This is a genomic window from Pantoea sp. Sc1, from assembly GCF_000255315.1.
Lineage (GTDB): Bacteria > Pseudomonadota > Gammaproteobacteria > Enterobacterales > Enterobacteriaceae > Pantoea > Pantoea anthophila.
In genome coordinates, this window is record NZ_AJFP01000001.1 from 3,441,099 (window position 1) to 3,460,547 (window position 19,449).

Sequence of the window (19,449 nt, forward strand, 5' to 3'; positions counted from 1 at the left end):
TACCAGCTGGAATCCTTCTTATGACTTCGACCACTGGCCTGACACTGCACGCCTGGCAACAACGCTACCAGCAGGCGCCACATCAGATTAGCGCACTGCTGAGCGCACACCTTGCCGCCCTGGATCCCCAGGATAATGCCTGGATTATGCTGGCGACCCCGGATCAGCTGGCGGCGCAGATTGAACCGCTGCTGGCTCACTATCAGCGCGATCCCGCATCGCTGCCTCTGTTCGGCGTGCCGTTCGCGGTCAAGGACAATATCGATGTGGCGGGCTGGCCCACCAGCGCCGCCTGCCCCGCCTTTACCTATACCGCCAGCGAGGACGCGGTAGCGGTAGCCAGACTCAAAGCGGCCGGGGCCGTGGTCATCGGTAAAACCAACCTCGATCAGTTTGCCACTGGTCTGGTCGGCACCCGCTCACCTTTTGGCGCGGTCAGTAACACCTTTGATCCCGATTATGTCAGCGGCGGCTCCAGCTCCGGCTCGGCGTCGGTGCTGGCGCGCGGACTGGTCGCCTTTTCCCTGGGCACCGATACCGCCGGTTCGGGCCGCGTCCCGGCCGGTTTCAACAATATCGTTGGCCTGAAGCCGACCAAAGGCTGGTTCTCTGCGCGCGGCGTCGTGCCCGCCTGCCGCCTCAATGACACGATTTCCGTGTTCGCCCTGACGGCAGAAGATGCCTGGAGCGTCGCCAGCGTGATCGGGGGCTACGATGCCGGGGACGCCTATTCGCGCGTGAATCCGCGCACCGCCCCCGCCAGCCTGCCGGTTCGCCCCCGCTTTGCCGTTCCTGACACGCCGGAGTTTTTCGATGATGCCGCCGCTGAAGCCGCCTGGGATCGGGCGCTGGAGGCCCTGCAGGCGAGTGGCGCGACGCTGCACCCCATCGACTTCACCCCGTTCCGGCAGCTGGCAGAGCAGCTCTACTACGGTGCCTGGGTCGCTGAGCGTACTGTGGCGGTAGGCGGGATGCTCGATCGCCCCACCGATATGGACCCGGTGGTGCATGAGATCGTCGCCAGCGGCCTGAAATACAGCGCCGTCGATGCCTACAAAGCGGAGTATCTGCGGGCCGGGCTGACGCGCCAGATTCAGCAGACCCTGGCGCAGTTTGACGCGCTGGTGGTGCCGACCTCGCCCACCATTCATACCCTCGCAGAGATGAAGCAGGAGCCGATTCACTACAACTCACAGTTTGGCACCTACACCAACTTTACCAACCTCGCTGACCTCGCCGCGCTGGCGCTGCCTGCGCCGTTCCGCAATGACGATCTCCCGGCGGGTATCACGCTGATTGCGCCCGCCTGGCACGACCGGGCGCTGGCTGAATTTGGCATCCGCTGGCAGCGCCAGCTGGCGCTGCCGCTGGGGGCAACTGGCCTGCCCTGCCCGCCGCCCGCCGCTCTCCCCGTCTCCCCCGATCATGTCCGGCTGGCTGTGGTGGGGGCACACCTCACCGGCATGCCGCTGAATTTCCAGCTCACCGAGCGCAGGGCGGTATGGGTGGAAGAGACAAAGACCGCCCCTCACTACCGCCTGTTCGCCCTGCTGGACGGGCCGATTAAAAAGCCCGGCCTGATGCGGGACGAACAGGGTGCCGCCATCACGGTGGAGCTGTGGGACATTCCGCTGGCACGCTTCGGCGAATTTGTGGCGGAGATCCCCGCCCCGCTGGGTATCGGCAGCCTGACGCTGGCGGATGGGCGGATCGTCAAAGGCTTTATCTGCGAAGGCGCTGCGCTGAACAGCGCGCTGGAAATCACCGAATCGGGCGGCTGGCGTAACTGGCTGACCTCACAGGGGAGTCACTGATCATGTTCACCACCGTACTGATTGCCAACCGGGGCGAGATTGCCTGCCGCGCCATTCGCACCCTGAAGCGCCTGGGCGTCAAAAGTGTCGCGGTCTACTCTGACGCGGATCGCAACGCGCAGCACGTTAAGCAGGCGGACAGCGCGATCGCCCTCGGCGGCGACAAAGCCAGTGACTCCTACCTGCGCATCGACAAAATTCTGGCGGCGGCGCAGCAGAGCGGCGCGCAGGCGATCTGGCCAGGCTACGGATTTCTGTCGGAAAGCCAGGCCTTTGCCGAAGCCTGTGAGGCGGCGGGCATCGCCTTTGTCGGCCCGACCGCGCAGCAGATTGGCGAGTTCGGCCTGAAGCACCGCGCGCGTGAGCTGGCGGCCAGTGCAGGCGTACCGATGACACCGGGCACTCCGCTGCTCGCCTCGCTGGAGGAGGCGATTCAGGCTGCCGACGAGATTGGCTACCCGGTGATGCTGAAAAGCACCGCCGGTGGGGGTGGCATTGGCCTGACGCGCTGCGCCGACGCCGACGCGCTCGCCAGCGCCTGGGAGAGCGTGCGCCGCCTTGGTGAGCAGTTCTTCAGTGATGCAGGCGTGTTTCTGGAGCGCTGCATCGATCGCGCCCGCCATATTGAGGTGCAGATTTTTGGTGACGGTAACGGCACCGTCGTCGCACTGGGTGAACGCGACTGCTCCCTTCAGCGCCGCAATCAGAAGGTGGTGGAAGAGACACCCGCGCCCGGGCTTTCGCAGGAGACACGCGACGCCCTGCTCGCCTCGGCGGTGCGGCTGGGCGAACAGGTCAACTACCGCAGCGCAGGCACCGTGGAGTACATCTACGACGTCAGCCAGCAGGCGTTCTATTTCCTTGAAGTGAACACCCGCCTGCAGGTTGAACATCCGGTCACCGAATGCGTCACCGGGCTCGACCTGGTGGCGTGCATGCTGCAGGTGGCGGCGGGTGATCCGGTGGAGTGGTCACGCCTGCAGCAGCCGCCTCAGGGCGCGGCGATCGAAGTGCGGCTTTATGCGGAAGATCCCCTGAAAAACTTCCAGCCCAGCCCTGGCCTGTTAACCGCGGTCAGCTTTCCTGACGGCGTGCGTGTCGACAGCGGCGTCGAAACCGGCAGTGAAGTCTCCAGCTTTTATGACCCGATGATCGCCAAGCTGATTGTGCATGCCGACAACCGTGAAGCGGCGCTGGAAAAACTTCATCACGCGCTGGATGCGACCCAGCTGCACGGTATCGCCACCAACCTCGACTATCTGCGCCAGATTACCACCAGCGAGGCGTTTCGCAGCGGCAACGTCTGGACGCGCTATCTCGACAGCGTGGTGCCTGCCGCCACCGTGGTGGAGGTGCTGCAGCCCGGCACCTTCAGTTCGGTGCAGGACTACCCCGGCCGCCTCGGCTACTGGGACATCGGGGTGCCGCCTTCCGGCCCGATGGATGACTTTGCGTTCCGGCTGGCTAACCGCATCGTCGGAAACCATGAGGCGGCGGCGGGGCTGGAGTTCACCCTGCAGGGCCCCACCCTGCGCTTCCACTGCGATGCGATTGTGGCGCTGACCGGCGCAGAGTGTGACGCGCAGCTTGATGGCGAAGCGGTCAGTTACTGGCAGCCGCTGACAATAAAAGCGGGACAGACGCTGACGATGGGACGCGCCCGCAAGGGCTGCCGCAGCTATCTGGCGGTGCGCAACGGCTTTGACGTGCCGGAATATCTGGGCAGCCGCAGCACCTTTTCGCTGGGCCAGTTTGGCGGTCACGCCGGACGCACCCTGCGGGTCGCCGACATGCTGCCAGTCTCACAGCCTGCGCGCGCCGCCTGCACCACACCGGCCCCGACTGGCGCGCCGCAGCCGCTTGATGCGTCGCTGATTCCGCACTACGGCAGTGAATGGCGCATCGGTGTGCTCTACGGTCCGCACGGCGCACCGGACTTTTTCACCCAGGCCGCCATCGACGAGTTCTTTGCCAGCGACTGGCAGGTGCACTACAACTCTAACCGCCTCGGCGTGCGGCTGGTCGGCCCGAAACCGACCTGGACCCGCGCCAACGGCGGTGAGGCGGGCCTGCATCCCTCCAACGTTCACGACTGTGAATATGCCATCGGTGCGGTCAACTTCACCGGCGACTTCCCGGTGATCCTGACGCACGACGGCCCGAGCCTCGGCGGCTTTGTCTGTCCGGTAACCATCGCCAGAGCCGAGTTGTGGAAAGTGGGCCAGGTCAAACCCGGCGACACCATCCGCTTCCATCCAATCAGCGCGGAGGAGGCGCTGGCGCGGGAAAACGCGCAGCGTCATCTGATTGAGACACTGCGCCCGGAACATCCCCCGGCCTTTGCCGTGCCGTCACTGGCTGAAACCGCTCACGGCTCCGCCACGATTCTCGCTGCCCTCGACGCCACCGACACCACCCCGAAAGTGGTCTATCGCCAGGCGGGCGACAAATATGTGCTGATTGAATATGGCGACAACGTGCTGGATCTGGCGCTGCGTCTGCGCGTGCATCTGCTGATGAATGCGCTGACGGCGCAGGCAGAACCCGGCGTCGAGGAGCTGTCGCCGGGCGTGCGCTCGCTGCAGGTGCGCTACGACAGCCGCATCATCAATCAGTCCGCCCTGATGACGCTGCTGCTGGCGCTGGAGGCGACGCTGGGCGATGTCAGCACGCTGAAGGTGCCCTCCCGCGTGGTGTGGATGCCGATGGCCTTTGAGGACAGCGCCACGCTCGGTGCCGTCAGCCGCTACCAGGAGACGGTTCGCGCCAGCGCCCCCTGGCTGCCGAACAACGTGGACTTTATCCAGCGTATTAATGGCTTAAGCAGCCGGGAGGAGGTGCGCGCGACCCTGTTTGACGCCAGCTATCTGGTGCTGGGGCTGGGCGACGTCTATCTCGGCGCGCCCTGCGCTGTGCCGGTCGATCCACGCCATCGTCTGCTGAGTTCCAAATACAGTCCGGCGCGCACCTTTACCGCCGAAGGCACCGTCGGCATCGGCGGCATGTACATGTGTATCTACGGTATGGACTCGCCTGGCGGCTATCAGCTGGTGGGCCGGACGCTGCCGATCTGGAACACTTTCCTGAAAAATCCGCAGTTCGCGCCCGACGCGCCGTGGCTGCTGCGCTTCTTCGATCAGGTGCGCTTTTATCCCGTCAGTGAAGAGGAGCTGACCCGGCTGCGCGAAGATTTTCGCGAAGGTCGTGGCAGCCTGCGTATCGAAGAGACGCAGTTCGATTTTGCCGCCCACCAGCAGTTCCTCACCGATCACGCTGCTGAGATCGCGGCGTTCCGCCAGCGCCAGGCCGCCGCTTTTGAGCAGGAGGTGCAGCTATGGGCGCAGGAAGAGCAGAGCGCGCCGCAGGCTGAGGAGGCGCTGGCCAGCGTCAGCGAGGAGCAGGAAAACGGCGTGGCGGTGCAGGCTGACCTCAACGGCAATATCTGGAAAGTGCTGGTGCAGCCGGGCGACGCGGTCAGCGCCGGTCAGACCCTGATCATCGTGGAAGCGATGAAGATGGAGCTGGCGATTGTCGCCCCGCAGGCCGGTCGGGTCACGCGTATCGCCTGCCAGGCGGGCCGCCCGGTCAGCCCGGGCGATAACCTGCTGTGGCTGGAATAAGGAGCAGCAATGACAAGGCAACCTCAATCCCCAAAAGCGCGCCCGGAGGCGCTGGCAGAGCGGGTCTATCAGGCGCTCAAGGCCGATATCTTCGCCTTTCGCCTGATGCCGGGTGACCGCTTCAGTGAAAGCGAAATCGCCGGACGGCTGGCGGTAAGCCGCACACCGGTGCGTCAGGCGTTGTTCCGGCTGGAGCGCGAAGGCTTTGTGGAAGTGTGGTTCCGCAGCGGCTGGCAGATCCGAAACTTCGATTTCGCCTGGTTTGAATCGCTCTATGACCTGCGCACCGTGCTGGAGTGCGAGGCGGTAAAACGCCTCTGCGCCCTGCCCGCCCCGCAGTGTACAGCCCTGTTAGCGGAGCTGAACCAGTTCTGGTGTGAGGCAGAGGCGCTCACCGAGGGGCTGGTGGTTTCGCAGCACGATGAGGCGTTTCACATGACGCTGGTGGCAGCAGCGGGCAACCCGGAGATGGCCCGCATCCATGCCGAACTCACGGAGAAGATCCGCATTATCCGGCGGCTCGACTTCACCCGCGACGACCGTATCTGCGCGACCTATCAGGAACATGCAGAGATTTTACAGGCGATTTTTCAGCAACAGACCACCGAAGCGCAACGCATGCTGACCGACCATATCGCCGTCAGCAAGGCGGAAGTCAGGAAGATCACGTTGCATCGCCTGCAGCAGGCCCGGCTCCAGACCATCGAATAACACAACAACCACTCAGGGGTTCAGATGATGAAAAGACGTTCGTTGATCAAAGCTTTTGCGCTCTCCGCCACCGTTGTCAGCATGGGATTTGCCTGGAGTGCGCAGGCGGCTGACACCATCAAAGTGGGGATCATGCATTCCCTCTCCGGCACCATGGCGATTTCTGAAACGCCGCTGAAAGATGTGGCGCTGATGACCATTGATGAGATCAATGCCAAAGGGGGCGTGCTGGGGAAAAAGCTGGAGCCGGTGGTGGTAGACCCCGCCTCTAACTGGCCGCTGTTTGCCGAGAAGGCGCGGCAGCTGCTGACGCAGGACAAAGCGGCGGTGGTGTTTGGCTGCTGGACCTCAGTGTCACGTAAATCGGTGCTGCCGGTATTTGAAGAGCTGAACGGCCTGCTCTTCTATCCGGTGCAGTATGAAGGCGAAGAGATGTCGCCTAACGTCTTCTACACCGGTGCGGCGCCAAACCAGCAGGCGATCCCGGCGGTGGAGTATCTGATGAGCGAAGATGGCGGCAGTGCTAAACGCTTCTTCCTGCTGGGCACCGACTATGTCTATCCACGCACCACCAACAAGATCCTGCGCGCCTTCCTGCACAGCAAAGGCGTGGCGGACAAGGATATCGAAGAGGTCTATACGCCGTTTGGTTACAGCGACTACCAGACCATCGTGTCGAATATCAAAAAGTTTGCGGCTGGCGGCAAAACTGCGGTGGTCTCGACCATCAACGGCGACTCCAACGTGCCGTTCTACAAAGAGCTGGCCAACCAGGGGATCAAAGCCACCGACATTCCGGTGGTCGCCTTCTCGGTGGGTGAAGAGGAGCTGCGCGGCATTGATACCAAACCGCTGGTCGGCCAGTTAGCCGCCTGGAACTACTTCGAGTCGATCGACAACCCGACCAACGCGAAGTTTGTCGCGGACTACCGCGCCTACGCCAAAGCGCACAATCTGCCGAACGCCGCCACTGTGGTCACCAACGACCCGATGGAAGCGACCTATGTGGGCATCCATATGTGGGCCCAGGCGGTGGAAAAAGCGGGCACCACCGATGTCGACAAAGTGCGGGCCGCAATGGCCGGTCAGACCTTTAACGCCCCGGATGGCTTTACCCTGACCATGGACAAAACCAATCACCATCTGCACAAGCCGGTGATGATTGGCGAAGTGGAAGAGAACGGCCAGTTCAGCGTGGTGTGGCAGACCGACAAGCCTGTGCGCGCGCAGCCGTGGAGCCAGTACATTGCCGGTAACGACAAAAAGCCCGATTACCCGGTAAAAACCGCGCAGTAAGCGCGCGGCAGACAGGCAGCGTCCATCGCTGCGAAGCGGCAGCACGGCTGTGTAATCCGCCGTGCTGCCTCCCCCTGACGAGGCTCTCTTTATGACTCTATGCCGCTGCTTATTCAGCCTGCTGCTGCTGATGCCGCTGCTGGCCAGCGCCGGACCGGCGGCTGACTTTGCCGCCGCCAGCCGCAGCCAGCAGGCCACCCTGCTGCAGCAATGGGCCGCCGCGCCGGACAGCCTGCGCCTGCCGCTGCTGGAAGCGCTGCACGCCGAAACGGTCGTCATCGACCAGAACAAACAGCCCTTCAGCCAGCAGGGTACACAGCTGACACCGCTGGAGGGTGCGGCCCGGCCCGCCGGTAACCTGAAAAAACTCTTTATGAACAACCGGCTGCGCGTGCTGGTCAACAATGCGCTGGCCGCCCACCAGCTGGTGAGCAGTGATGCCGCGCTGCGCCTGCGTGCCGCGCAGCAGTTGCAGAATGGGGGGGTTGCCGACCAGCTGCCGCTGCTGACGCAGCGCCTCGCCGCCGAGCAGGATAGCCGGGTTCATGCTGCCTTAGCGCTGGCGCTGGCCAACCTGCAACTGGCAGACAGCAATCCGATGGTGCGCCTGCGTGCGGTCAATCTGCTGGGCGAGTCCAGCGATCCCGACACCCAGGCCAGCCTGCAACGCCTGACTCAGCCCGCGAATGAACCGGATGCCACGGTGCGGGCCGCGGCGGCGGACAGCCTGCAACAGATTCAGCAGCGGCTGAGATGGGGCGATCTGCTGGGTCAGGCCTTCAGCGGCCTGTCGCTGGGATCGATCCTGCTGCTGGCCGCGCTGGGTCTGGCGATCACCTATGGCCTGCTCGGGGTGATCAATATGGCACACGGCGAAATGCTGATGCTCGGCGCGTACGCCACCTGGTGGGTACAGAGCCTGTTTCAGCAGTTTGCGCCGCACTACCTGGCCTGGTATCCGCTGCTGGCGCTGCCGGTCGCCTTCCTGGTCACCGCCGCCGTCGGTATGGCGCTGGAGCGCACGGTGATCCGCCATCTCTATGGCCGCCCCCTGGAGACGCTGCTCGCCACCTGGGGGATCAGCCTGATGCTGATTCAGCTGGTGCGGGTGCTGTTCGGGGCGCAAAACCTGGAGGTGGCGAACCCGTCATGGCTGTCAGGAGGATTACAGGTGCTGCCTAATCTGGTGCTGCCGTGGAACCGCATCGCGGTGATCCTGTTCGTGGTATTTGTGCTGGCGCTCACCTGGCTGCTGCTGAACCGCACCCGCCTGGGCATGAACGTGCGCGCCGTGACGCAGAATCGCGCCATGGCGGAGTGCTGCGGCGTGCCGACCGGCCGCGTCGATATGCTGGCATTCGGGCTCGGCTCCGGCATTGCCGGGCTGGGCGGCGTGGCACTGTCGCAGCTGGGCAACGTCGGCCCGGAACTGGGTCAGGGCTATATCATCGACTCGTTTCTGGTGGTGGTGCTAGGTGGCGTCGGCCAGCTGGCGGGCACCGTGGTCGCCGCCTTCAGTCTGGGCATTCTGAACAAAGTGCTGGAGCCGCAGATTGGCGCGGTCCTGGGCAAGATCCTGATTCTGGTGCTCATCGTACTGTTCATTCAGAAACGTCCGCAGGGGCTGTTTGCGGTGAAAGGAAGGGTGACTGACTGATGACGCAACCTATCACGCTTCGCGTGGCGCGCACCGCCCCACGCGTGACCCTTACCCTTGGCCTGGTCATCACCGTGGCGCTGCTGCTGATGCCGTTTCTGGCGCTGCTGCCCGCTACACATCCGCTGGCGATCTCCACCTATACCCTGACGCTGGTCGGCAAAATCCTCTGCTATGCGGTGGTCGCCGTGGCGCTGGATCTGGTGTGGGGCTACGCCGGCCTGCTGTCGCTGGGCCACGGCCTCTTTTTTGCCCTGGGCGGCTACGCCATGGGCATGTACCTGATGCGCCAGGCCGCCGGGGAAGGCTTGCCCGCCTTTATGTCCTTTCTCTCCTGGCGTGAGCTGCCCTGGTTCTGGGCCGGCACCGACTCCTTCGCGTGGGCGCTCTGTCTCAGCATGCTGGTGCCAGGCCTGCTGGCGCTGCTGTTTGGCTTTTTCGCCTTTCGCTCAAAAATCAAAGGCGTCTACTTTTCGATTATGACCCAGGCGCTGACCTACGCGGGCATGCTGCTCTTCTTCCGTAACGAAACCGGTTTTGGCGGCAACAATGGCTTTACCGGCTTCACCACTCTGCTCGGCTTTTCGGTGACGGCGACCCCGACCCGTATCGGACTGTTCGTCGCCACGGTATTGCTGCTGCTGCTGAGCCTGGCGATCGGCTTCGCCCTGGCGCGCAGCAAATTCGGCCGGGTGCTGACCGCCGTGCGGGATGCGGAGAACCGCCTGACCTTCTGCGGTTACGATCCGCGCGGCTTCAAGCTGTTTGTCTGGACGCTCTCCGCGGTGCTGTGCGGCCTGGCCGGGGCGCTCTATGTGCCGCAGGTCGGCATCATCAACCCTGGCGAGATGTCCCCTGCCAACTCGATCGAAGCGGCGATCTGGGTGGCGCTGGGCGGACGCGGCACGCTGATTGGCCCGCTGCTGGGCGCAGCGATCGTTAACGGCGCACGCAGCTTCTTCACCGTCGCCTTCCCGGAATACTGGCTCTTTTTCCTGGGCCTGATGTTTATCCTGGTCACGCTGTTTCTGCCGCACGGCGTGATTGGCCTGCTGCGCCGGAGAAAAAAATGAGTGATGCCCTGTTTACCCAACCCCAGTTAGCGGATCGCCACCGGGTGCAGCGCGATCCGGTGCTGCAGCTCGATAAGATCAGCGTCTCCTTTGAAGGCTTCCGGGCGCTGACCGATCTCTCGCTGCAAATCGGCGTCGGTGAGCTGCGCTGCGTGATCGGCCCCAACGGCGCGGGCAAAACCACGCTGATGGATGTGATCACCGGTAAAACCCGGCCGGATGCGGGCCGGGTGATCTACGACCAGGACAGCGATCTGACCCGTCTGTCTCCGGTGGCGATCGCCCGCGCCGGGATTGGCCGTAAGTTCCAGAAACCCACGGTTTTTGAAGCGCTGACCGTGTTCGAGAATCTTGAGATCGCCCTCAGGGCCGACAAATCGGTGTGGGCCTGCCTGCGCGCCCGCCTCAACAGCGAGCAGCGCGACCGGATTGATGAGGTGCTGAAGCTGCTGCGGCTGGGCGGCGAGCGCCAGCGCCGGGCGGGTCTGCTGTCGCACGGCCAGAAGCAGTTTCTGGAGATTGGCATGCTGCTGGTGCAGGAGCCGCATCTGCTGCTGCTGGATGAACCGGCGGCGGGCATGACCGATGCGGAAACGGCCTACACCGCCGAGCTGTTTCGCAGTCTGGCGGGGAAACATTCACTGATGGTGGTGGAGCACGACATGGGCTTTGTGGAGACCATCGCCGACCACGTTACGGTGCTTCATCAGGGACAGGTGCTGGCGGAGGGATCGCTGCGCGAGGTGCAGGCTAACGAGCAGGTTATCGACGTTTATCTGGGGCGCTGAGATGTTACAGGTTACTGAACTGAATCAATACTATGGCGGCAGTCACATCCTGCGCGGCCTCTCGTTTGAGGTCAGGATTGGCGAAATCACCTGCCTGCTGGGGCGCAACGGCGTGGGAAAAACCACGCTGCTGAAGTGCCTGATGGGCCTAATCCCGGCGAAGTCGGGGGAGATTCACTGGCAGCAGCAGCGGATGAATGGCCGCAAACCGCATCAGCGGGTGCAGGCTGGCATCGCGTATGTGCCGCAGGGGCGGGAAATTTTTCCGCGCCTGACGGTGGAGGAGAATCTGCTGATGGGCCTGTCACGCTTTCCGGCGGCAGAGGCACGGGCCGTCCCGGAGGAGATCTATCAGCTCTTCCCGGTGCTGCAGGCGATGAAGTCACGCCGGGGCGGCGACCTCTCTGGCGGCCAGCAGCAGCAGCTGGCGATCGGCCGGGCGCTGGCCTGTCGGCCGCAGCTGCTGATCCTGGATGAGCCGACCGAAGGGATCCAGCCATCGGTGATCAAAGAGATCGGCGCGGTGATCCGCCAGCTGGCGCAGCGAGGCGATATGGCGATCCTGCTGGTTGAGCAGTTTTATGATTTCGCGGCCGAACTGGCGGACAGCTATCTGGTGATGTCCCGCGGTGAAATTGTGCAGCGAGGCCGCGGCGACGCCATGGAGGCAGAAGGCGTGCGCGGCCTGGTGGCGATTTAACGCCCGGCTTACAGTAAGCCAGTCTCTACTGAGCAGTGGCGCGATTCCCCCGCGCGCCAGAGGTTTGCGGCCCTCACGGATTGCGGGTAAGATTGAGTGCCAGCCTGGCGGATGAGACGCAACTCATTCAAATCTGTGAGGTTTGTCGCGTATCGACGCCGATTCCGGCGTCCTTCCTCCGCACTGCAGGATAGGGAACAGAGAGATGACCATGGAAACCCGGCGCGATGAACGCATCCAGAAACTGACGCAGGCGCTCAAACGCACCGATAAACTCCATCTGAAAGATGCGGCCCGGCTGCTGGGCGTCTCTGAGATGACGGTTCGCCGCGATCTGACCGAGCCGGGCTCCAGCGTAGTGCTGCTGGGCGGCTATATCGTCAGCGATCCCAAAAGTCATGCCGGTCACTATTTTGTCAGCGACCAGCACGGGCAGAACGCCGCCAGAAAGCAGCGGCTGGCTCAGGTGGCCGCCAGCCTGGTCAGCGAGAACGACACGGTCTTTTTTGACTGTGGCACCACCCTGCCCTATATCATTGATGCCCTCCCCGACACGCTCTCTTTTACCGCCATCTGCTGCGCCATGAACACGTTTCTGGCTCTGAAAGAGAAACCGGCCTGTCACGTGATCCTGAGCGGCGGGGAGTTTCATGCCGACAATGCGCTCTTTACGCCGGTGGGTGTGCACACCCTTCTCGACGATCTCTGCCCGACGCTCGCCTTTATCTCTGCGGCCGGGATCGACAAAGATCAGGGCGCAACCTGCTACAACACTAACGAGCTGACGATGAAACATCACGCCATGCTGCGCGCCCGTCAGTCGGTGCTGGTGGCGGACAGCAGCAAATATGGCAAAGTGCTGCCCGCCCGCATCGGCGACCTGCAGCGCTTCGATCTGCTGGTCAGCGACAGTGCCCCCGATCAGGCCCTGCAGACCTGGCTGACGCAGCAGGCTATTCCCCTGCGTCTGCCCTGAGGCCGGAGGCCAGCCGGTCTCTGCCCGCCTTTTCATATGGCTCGCCGGTGAGCCGGACAAATCAGCGTCTTATGCCTGACCGCCCCCGGCCCGCGAATATTCGCCGCCCCCCGGCTGGGATTAAGGGGTGAAAAAGGCTAAACTTCGACATCATTCCAACGACCAACAGACCCAGAGGCTCAAACCAACGTGGCTCAATTCGTCTATAGCATGCATCGCGTCGGCAAAGTGGTTCCGCCGAAGCGACATATCCTGAAGAACATCTCGCTCAGCTTCTTCCCTGGCGCCAAAATCGGCGTACTCGGCCTGAATGGCGCGGGTAAATCGACCCTGCTGCGCATTATGGCCGGCATCGATAAAGATATTGAAGGGGAAGCGCGTCCGCAGCCAGGCATCAAGATTGGCTACCTGCCGCAGGAGCCGCAGCTCAACCCTGAACACACCGTGCGTGAGTCGATTGAAGAAGCGCTGTCGGAAGTGGTTGGCGCACTGAAACGCCTTGATGAAGTTTACGCACTCTATGCTGAAGAGGATGCTGATTTCGACAAGCTGGCCGCTGAACAGGGTCGTCTGGAAGAGATTATCCAGGCGCACGACGGCCACAACCTGAATACCCAGCTGGAACGTGCAGCCGATGCGCTGCGTCTGCCAGACTGGGATGCGAAAGTCGCGACCCTTTCCGGTGGTGAACGTCGCCGTGTTGCCCTCTGCCGCCTGCTGCTGGAAAAACCAGACATGCTGCTGCTGGACGAACCGACTAACCACCTGGATGCGGAATCTGTCGCCTGGCTGGAACGCTTCCTGCACGACTTCGAAGGCACGGTCGTCGCCATTACGCATGACCGTTACTTCCTGGATAACGTGGCAGGCTGGATCCTGGAGCTGGACCGTGGCGAAGGCATTCCATGGGAAGGCAACTACTCCTCCTGGCTGGAGCAGAAAGATGCGCGTCTGGCGCAGGAAGCCTCTTCTGAAGCTGCCCGTCGCAAGTCGATTGAGAAAGAGCTGGAGTGGGTTCGCAAAGGACCAAAAGGCCAGCAGTCTAAGGGCAAAGCCCGTCTGGCACGCTTTGAAGAGCTGAACAATACCGACTACCAGAAGCGTAACGAAACCAACGAACTGTTCATTCCACCAGGTGCCCGTCTGGGTGACAAAGTGCTGGAAGTCAGCAACCTGCGTAAGTCCTATGGCGACCGTTTGCTGATTGACGATCTCTCCTTCTCCGTGCCGAAAGGCGCGATTGTCGGGATTATCGGTCCGAACGGCGCGGGTAAATCGACGCTGTTCCGCATGATGTCCGGTCAGGAACAGCCTGATTCCGGCAGCATCGTGCTGGGCGACACCGTCAAGCTGGCCGCGGTGGATCAGTTCCGCGACAGCATGGACAACTCGAAAACCGTGTGGGAAGAAGTTTCTGGCGGTCAGGATATTATGCGCATCGGTAACACTGAGATGCCAAGCCGCGCCTATGTCGGACGCTTTAACTTTAAAGGCGTCGATCAGGGCAAACGCGTGGGCGAACTCTCAGGCGGTGAGCGTGGTCGTCTGCACCTTGCGAAGCTGCTGCAGGTTGGCGGCAACATGCTGCTGCTCGATGAACCGACGAACGACCTGGATATCGAAACCCTGCGCGCACTGGAAAACGCCCTGCTGGAGTTCCCGGGCTGTGCCATGGTGATCTCGCATGACCGCTGGTTCCTGGACCGTATCGCCACCCATATTCTGGATTACCAGGATGAGGGCAAAATTGAATTCTTCGAAGGTAACTTTACCGAATACGAAGAGTACAAGAAGCGTACCCTCGGCGCAGATGCGCTGGAGCCGAAGCGCATCAAGTACAAGCGTATGACGAAGTAAAGATATAAACGGGCGGCTGCGATGCCGCCCTTTTTTTTAACTCAGTCAGCGATAAAAATCCCTGAACACCGGGGATTGCAGCGCGAACTCGATAAAGCGAGCCAGCGCCGGAGAGTGCAGTTTGCGCCCCGGATAGACCAGCCAGAGTTCATTCCCTTCAATCTCCCATTCCGGCAGGACGGGCACCAGACGCGGGTCCGCCATCGCGCCATCGGTCAGAAAGTGCGGCAGCAGCGTGATACCGGCATCCCCCAGCGCGCATTCACGGGCGTAGAGCAGATTATCGGTGAGGTGGCCTGGCGGCAGCAGCCAGCGGTAGAACTCATCATCGCGCTGCAATACCCACTCATTCCAGGCGCGATGGGCAATACAGCGGTGCGCAGAGAGTTGCTGCGGATGAACCAGCGGCGGATGCTGATCGAGATAGTCCTGCGAGGCGACCAGCAGTCGCGGGCAGTTACCGATCCGGCGGCCAATCAGCGACGACTCGTGCGGCTGACCGGTGCGCAGCGCCACATCGAATCCCTCCTGCACCAGATCGCGCATCTCGTCGGAGATCGACACATCCAGCGTCACATCGGGGTAGAGGCGTAAAAATGCCGCGTTACAGCGTGCCAGCAGCGTCGCGCCGATCCCCGCCGGGCTGGTGATGCGCAGACGACCGCTGGGATTTTCACGCAGGCTGGCGATCGCCTGATCCGCGCGTTCACTCGCCTGCATCATCTCCTGACAATGCAGCAGATAGCGCTCACCGGCAAAGGTCAGATTGAGCTGGCGGGTTGTGCGGTTCAGCAACCGAATCCCTACCCGCTGCTCCAGCTGGCTGATGCGCTGACTGACGCTCGATTTCGGCAGTCCCGCCCGCTCTGCCGCGCCGGTAAAGCTGCCGCACTCCGCTACCAGCGCAAAGAGCGCCATATCCTGCCACTGCCGGAAGGCCATTGTTCACCTTAGACGAACACTCTATGAAAGATTGTCCATCTTATCACCGCTAAAACCAGGTTCTACACTTAAAGCCTGTTCCAGATCGTGACGCCAGTCTGCCACGGACAGCGCATCACCCGCCGGGCGGCCTCTTCACCGGCTGGCGTGCACTGCCCAGGGCCAGAATGGCAACTGACACTCTCCAGGCTTTGAGCCTGACTTAACAGGAAAATGCTATGTCTATTCGCGCTATCGCTATTAATCCGGAAAGTCCTGAAAACTTCACAGAAATCTTCCCTGAAACCCCGACGCCCGGTGAGTATGACCTGCGGGTCAGCGTCAAAGCCGCCTCGGTCAACCCGGTCGACACCAAAGTCCACAAAGGGGCGATCAAAAACGGCTTACAGGTGCCGCGTGTTCTCGGCTGGGATGCCAGCGGCGTCGTGCTGGAAGTCGGCAGCAAAGTCAGCAACTTTAAACCTGGCGATGAGGTCTTTTACGCTGGCGACCTGACCCGTCCTGGCAGTAACAGCACCGAGCAGCTGGTGGATGCGCGCATCACCGGACACAAGCCCGAAAGCCTGGACTGGGCGCAGTCGGCGGCCATTCCCCTGACGGCGCTGACCGCCTGGGAAGGCCTGTTTGAGCGGCTGAACCTGGAGACGGCAACCGAGGATCAGACACTGCTGATCGTCGGCGGCGCTGGCGGTGTCGGATCGCTGGCGATCCCGCTGGCGAAGCTGCGCAGCAAGGTTCAGATCATCGCCACCGCCTCCCGCGAGGACTCCGCGCAGTGGTGCCGCGATCGGGGCGCCGACAAGGTGATCAACTATAAAGATATGATCGGTGAGCTGGAGAAAGAGGGCATTAAACAGGTGGACTACATCTTTTGCCTGAATGATACCGACGGTCACTGGGAGACGATGGCAAAACTGATCGCCCCGCAGGGCCATATCTGCACCATCGTGGAAAATGAGCATCCGCTGTCGATGGATCAGCTGAAGCTGAAGAGTGCCGCTCTGCACTTCGAGCTGATGTACACCCGCAGCATGTTTAAAACGCCCGATATGGCGCGCCAGGGCGAGATTCTGGATGCCGTTTCGGCACTGCTGGATGAAGGTAAACTGCAAACCACACTGAGCGAGACGCTGCACGGCTTGAGCGTTGAGACCTTAACCGCTGCCCATCAGCGTGTGCTGGAAGGTCACATGCGCGGCAAAGTGGTTATGGTCTATTAATCCGGCTGTTCTGCGGCGGCGGTGAAAAGCAACAGCCGCCGCGCTGAGGATGTATGTATGACGTAGCCCGGTGCAGACCGGGCTATGACGGAGCTTACGGCTGAACGTTCTTCTCGCCCAGCACCCCTTTGACCAGTTCAATACAGCGCAGGAAACGGGTGTCGTAGTCATCTTCCTGGACATGGACGAAGTCGATGTTGTTTTCCCGCAGCATCGTGACCAGCATGGACTGAAACTCCCGCCGATCCACCGAGCTGCCCAGGCTGCGTAAGCCATCCGCCACCCAGGGCACGTTGTTCTCCAGCAGAATCACCAGATCAAAGCGATACTCATCGATCAGCGCCTGCACAAACGGATGCTCACGCCCTTCATACTTCAGACAGAACGCCTGAGTCGTCACGAAGTCAGTGTCGATAAACGCCACTTTATTGGCATATTTCACCGCAAAATCGATGTACTGCGCCTGTCCCAGCGCGATCTTGTCGTAATCAGAATATTGCAGCGCCATTTCGTCACCACCCAGATGGGAAAAGACATAGTCGCGGCCATATTCCCAGGCACTGGTGGTGTTGAAGATGTTGGCGAGTTTGTTCACCAGCGTCGATTTACCGCTCGACTCGCCGCCGAGGATCGCCACGGTGCGCACAAAGAAGGGTTTGACTTCTGTCGGGATGTACTCCCAGAAGCGGAACGGATCCTGACGGATCTGCCCGCCGCTGATGCTCATAAAGGATCGGTTGGGATCGACCAGCACGGTCTGAATGCCCAGGTGCTGCTGATACATCTCCGCATCCGGCGCTTCGCTGGTGTAGATACAGTCCGCAGCAATGCCGTGCTCGCTGAGGAAAGCGCTGACGCCCTCACTCCAGACATCCCAGCCATGCGGATAGGGTTCAATCCCCTCCTCGTTGAAGGCGTGAATGCGGATGTTTTTCTGGTACTTAAAGGTCTGCAGTAGCCAGCGCAGGCGATCGCTGACCGTCGGCTGCTGGGACATGGCGCTGTTCTCAAACAGCTCGCGGTCACGCGGCTCATCGTAGCCCATGATGATGTGCAGCTCATCCACCTGACTGCATGCGCGCTGGATCAGATAGATATGGCCGGTATGCAGCGGATAGAACTTACCGAATACCACGCCCACCCTTTTATCACGGCGCGGAAATTCCAGCCCCAGAAAGCGGTGCAGCGCTTCCAGCTTCTGCGCGCTGGGACTTTTGATTTTGGCATTGAGCAACTGGCTCAGATAGCCTTTGGTCATGCCGCTGGCGTCAGCGACCTGTTGCAGCGTGTGCCCCTGCTGGCGAATGGCCGTTTTCAGATACTCAAACGACGACATGTCGTGCCTCCTGCATCAATGCGGTTAAGGTGGGTGCCGCCTGCCCGTGGTTTTTCCGGGCAGGCGTCAGGCGCGTTACAGATCGTCCAGAATCGCCAGCGCATCGGCCAGCTTTTTCGCGCTGAAAACCTGCATCCCGGCAATCGGTTTTTTCGGCGCATTTCCTGCCGGAACGATGGCACGTTTGAAGCCGTGCTTCGCCGCTTCCGAGATGCGCTCCTGACCGCTGGGCACCGGGCGGATCTCACCGGCCAGTCCTACTTCGCCGAAGATCACCAGATCCTGCGGCAGCGGACGATCGCGCAGGCTCGACACCATCGACAGCATCAGCGCCAGATCGGCGCTGGTTTCGGTGACTTTGACGCCGCCCACGACGTTGACGAACACATCCTGATCCGCCATCTGCAATCCGCCGTGACGGTGCAGCACCGCCAGCAGTATGGCCAGGCGGTTCTGCTCCAGCCCGACCGCAACGCGACGCGGGTTGCCCATCATCGAGTGATCGACCAGCGCCTGAATCTCCACCAGCAGCGGTCGCGTTCCCTCCCAGAGCACCATAACCGAGCTGCCTGAGGTTATCTCTTCACCGCGCGACAGGAAGATCGCTGACGGGTTGCTGACTTCGCGCATGCCCTGCTCGGTCATGGCAAACACCCCCAGCTCATTGACCGCACCGAAGCGGTTTTTATGACTGCGCAGGGTGCGGAAGCGGGAGTCGGCATCGCCATCCAGCAGTACCGAACAGTCGATGCAGTGCTCCAGCACTTTCGGACCGGCCAGCGAGCCATCTTTCGTGACGTGCCCCACCATGATGATCGCCACGCCGCGCGTTTTGGCGAAGCGTGTCAGGTAGGCGGCGGTTTCCCGCACCTGGGCGACGCTGCCCGGCGAGGACTGGATCTCCGCCATGTGCATCACCTGGATCGAGTCGATCACCATCAGCTGCGGCTGCTCCTGCTCGGCGATCAGGCAGATCTGCTCAATGCTGGTTTCCGACAGCATGTTCACATTTTCGGTGGGCAATCCCAGACGATGGGCGCGCATCGCCACCTGTTGCAGGGACTCTTCACCGGTGACGTACAGGGTTTTCATCCCTTCCGACAACCGGCACATCACCTGCAACAGCAGCGTGGATTTACCGGCGCCGGGGCTGCCGCCAATCAGAATCGCACTGCCCGGCACCACGCCGCCGCCCAGCACCCGATCAAACTCTTTAAAGGTGGTGGAGAAGCGCGGGAGTGCCTCCAGGCTGATTTCTGAGAGTTTCTGCACCCGGCTGGTGCCGGCGCTGCCGGCATAGCCGCTCAGGCGCTCGTTGCGCGCAGCCGCCGGTGAGGCGGCAATGCGCACCTCGGTGATGGTGTTCCAGGCGTGACAGGCGCTGCACTGCCCCTGCCAGCGTGGGTAATCTGCGCCGCATTCGTTACAGACAAATGCGCGTTTTGCCGCTTTGGCCAAA

General features: G+C 61.9%; 14 protein-coding genes. 11 read left to right on the plus strand and 3 right to left on the minus strand.

The features are described from left to right. Positions 1 to 20 precede the first annotated feature (20 nt). From atzF to ettA, 10 genes are all read left to right on the plus strand, one after another. On the plus strand, positions 21 to 1,814 hold the full coding sequence (atzF, locus tag S7A_RS15975) for an allophanate hydrolase (protein WP_009092247.1): 1,794 nt from the start codon (positions 21 to 23) through the stop codon (positions 1,812 to 1,814). A 2-nt stretch (positions 1,815 to 1,816) separates the two neighbouring features. Next, a complete protein-coding gene (uca, locus tag S7A_RS15980; RefSeq protein ID WP_009092248.1) occupies positions 1,817 to 5,434 on the plus strand; it encodes an urea carboxylase in 3,618 nt (1,205 codons plus the stop codon). 9 nt (positions 5,435 to 5,443) lie between these two features. Beyond that, positions 5,444 to 6,145, plus strand: coding sequence for a GntR family transcriptional regulator (locus tag S7A_RS15985; RefSeq protein WP_009092249.1), 702 nt, complete (start codon positions 5,444 to 5,446; stop codon positions 6,143 to 6,145). 27 nt (positions 6,146 to 6,172) lie between these two features. After that, the gene (urtA, locus tag S7A_RS15990; protein ID WP_009092250.1) at positions 6,173 to 7,441 is read left to right on the plus strand and encodes an urea ABC transporter substrate-binding protein; all 1,269 of its coding nucleotides are present in this window, start codon (positions 6,173 to 6,175) and stop codon (positions 7,439 to 7,441) included. A 91-nt stretch (positions 7,442 to 7,532) separates the two neighbouring features. After that, a complete protein-coding gene (gene urtB, locus S7A_RS15995) occupies positions 7,533 to 9,098 on the plus strand; it encodes an urea ABC transporter permease subunit UrtB (RefSeq protein ID WP_009092251.1) in 1,566 nt (521 codons plus the stop codon). Then, positions 9,098 to 10,171, plus strand: coding sequence for an urea ABC transporter permease subunit UrtC (urtC, locus tag S7A_RS16000; protein ID WP_009092252.1), 1,074 nt, complete (start codon positions 9,098 to 9,100; stop codon positions 10,169 to 10,171). The genes urtB and urtC overlap by 1 nt, the downstream gene beginning before the upstream one ends. Next, positions 10,168 to 10,959 (plus strand): urea ABC transporter ATP-binding protein UrtD, encoded by a 792-nt coding sequence (urtD, locus tag S7A_RS16005; protein ID WP_009092253.1) that lies wholly within the window; start codon positions 10,168 to 10,170, stop codon positions 10,957 to 10,959. Before urtC ends, urtD begins: the two co-directional genes overlap by 4 nt. Position 10,960: 1 nt before the next feature. Beyond that, positions 10,961 to 11,659, plus strand: coding sequence for an urea ABC transporter ATP-binding subunit UrtE (gene urtE / locus S7A_RS16010; RefSeq protein ID WP_009092254.1), 699 nt, complete (start codon positions 10,961 to 10,963; stop codon positions 11,657 to 11,659). Between the two features lie 211 nt (positions 11,660 to 11,870). Continuing rightward, positions 11,871 to 12,635 (plus strand): DNA-binding transcriptional repressor DeoR, encoded by a 765-nt coding sequence (deoR, locus tag S7A_RS16015; protein ID WP_009092255.1) that lies wholly within the window; start codon positions 11,871 to 11,873, stop codon positions 12,633 to 12,635. A gap of 189 nt (positions 12,636 to 12,824) precedes the next feature. After that, the gene (gene ettA, locus S7A_RS16020) at positions 12,825 to 14,492 is read left to right on the plus strand and encodes an energy-dependent translational throttle protein EttA (protein ID WP_009092256.1); all 1,668 of its coding nucleotides are present in this window, start codon (positions 12,825 to 12,827) and stop codon (positions 14,490 to 14,492) included. A gap of 45 nt (positions 14,493 to 14,537) precedes the next feature. Here the strand turns inward: ettA and S7A_RS16025 are convergent, their stop codons facing one another. After that, entirely contained in the window at positions 14,538 to 15,434 is an 897-nt protein-coding gene (locus S7A_RS16025) for a LysR family transcriptional regulator (RefSeq protein ID WP_009092258.1), read from the minus strand. A 218-nt stretch (positions 15,435 to 15,652) separates the two neighbouring features. On the opposite strand from S7A_RS16025, the gene S7A_RS16030 reads away from it, so the two are divergent. Further along, complete coding sequence (locus S7A_RS16030) at positions 15,653 to 16,654, plus strand: zinc-binding alcohol dehydrogenase family protein (protein WP_009092259.1); 1,002 nt, start codon at positions 15,653 to 15,655, stop codon at positions 16,652 to 16,654. Between the two features lie 94 nt (positions 16,655 to 16,748). Here S7A_RS16030 and nadR read toward each other — a convergent pair whose 3' ends face one another. Together nadR and radA are read right to left on the minus strand one after the other, a co-directional pair. Beyond that, a complete protein-coding gene (gene nadR, locus S7A_RS16035; protein WP_009092260.1) occupies positions 16,749 to 17,990 on the minus strand; it encodes a multifunctional transcriptional regulator/nicotinamide-nucleotide adenylyltransferase/ribosylnicotinamide kinase NadR in 1,242 nt (413 codons plus the stop codon). Between the two features lie 75 nt (positions 17,991 to 18,065). Continuing rightward, positions 18,066 to 19,448 carry a DNA repair protein RadA gene (radA, locus tag S7A_RS16040; protein ID WP_009092261.1) on the minus strand — a complete coding sequence of 461 codons (1,383 nt, stop codon included), beginning with the start codon at positions 19,446 to 19,448 and terminating at the stop codon, positions 18,066 to 18,068. Between the last annotated feature and the right edge of the window lies 1 nt (position 19,449).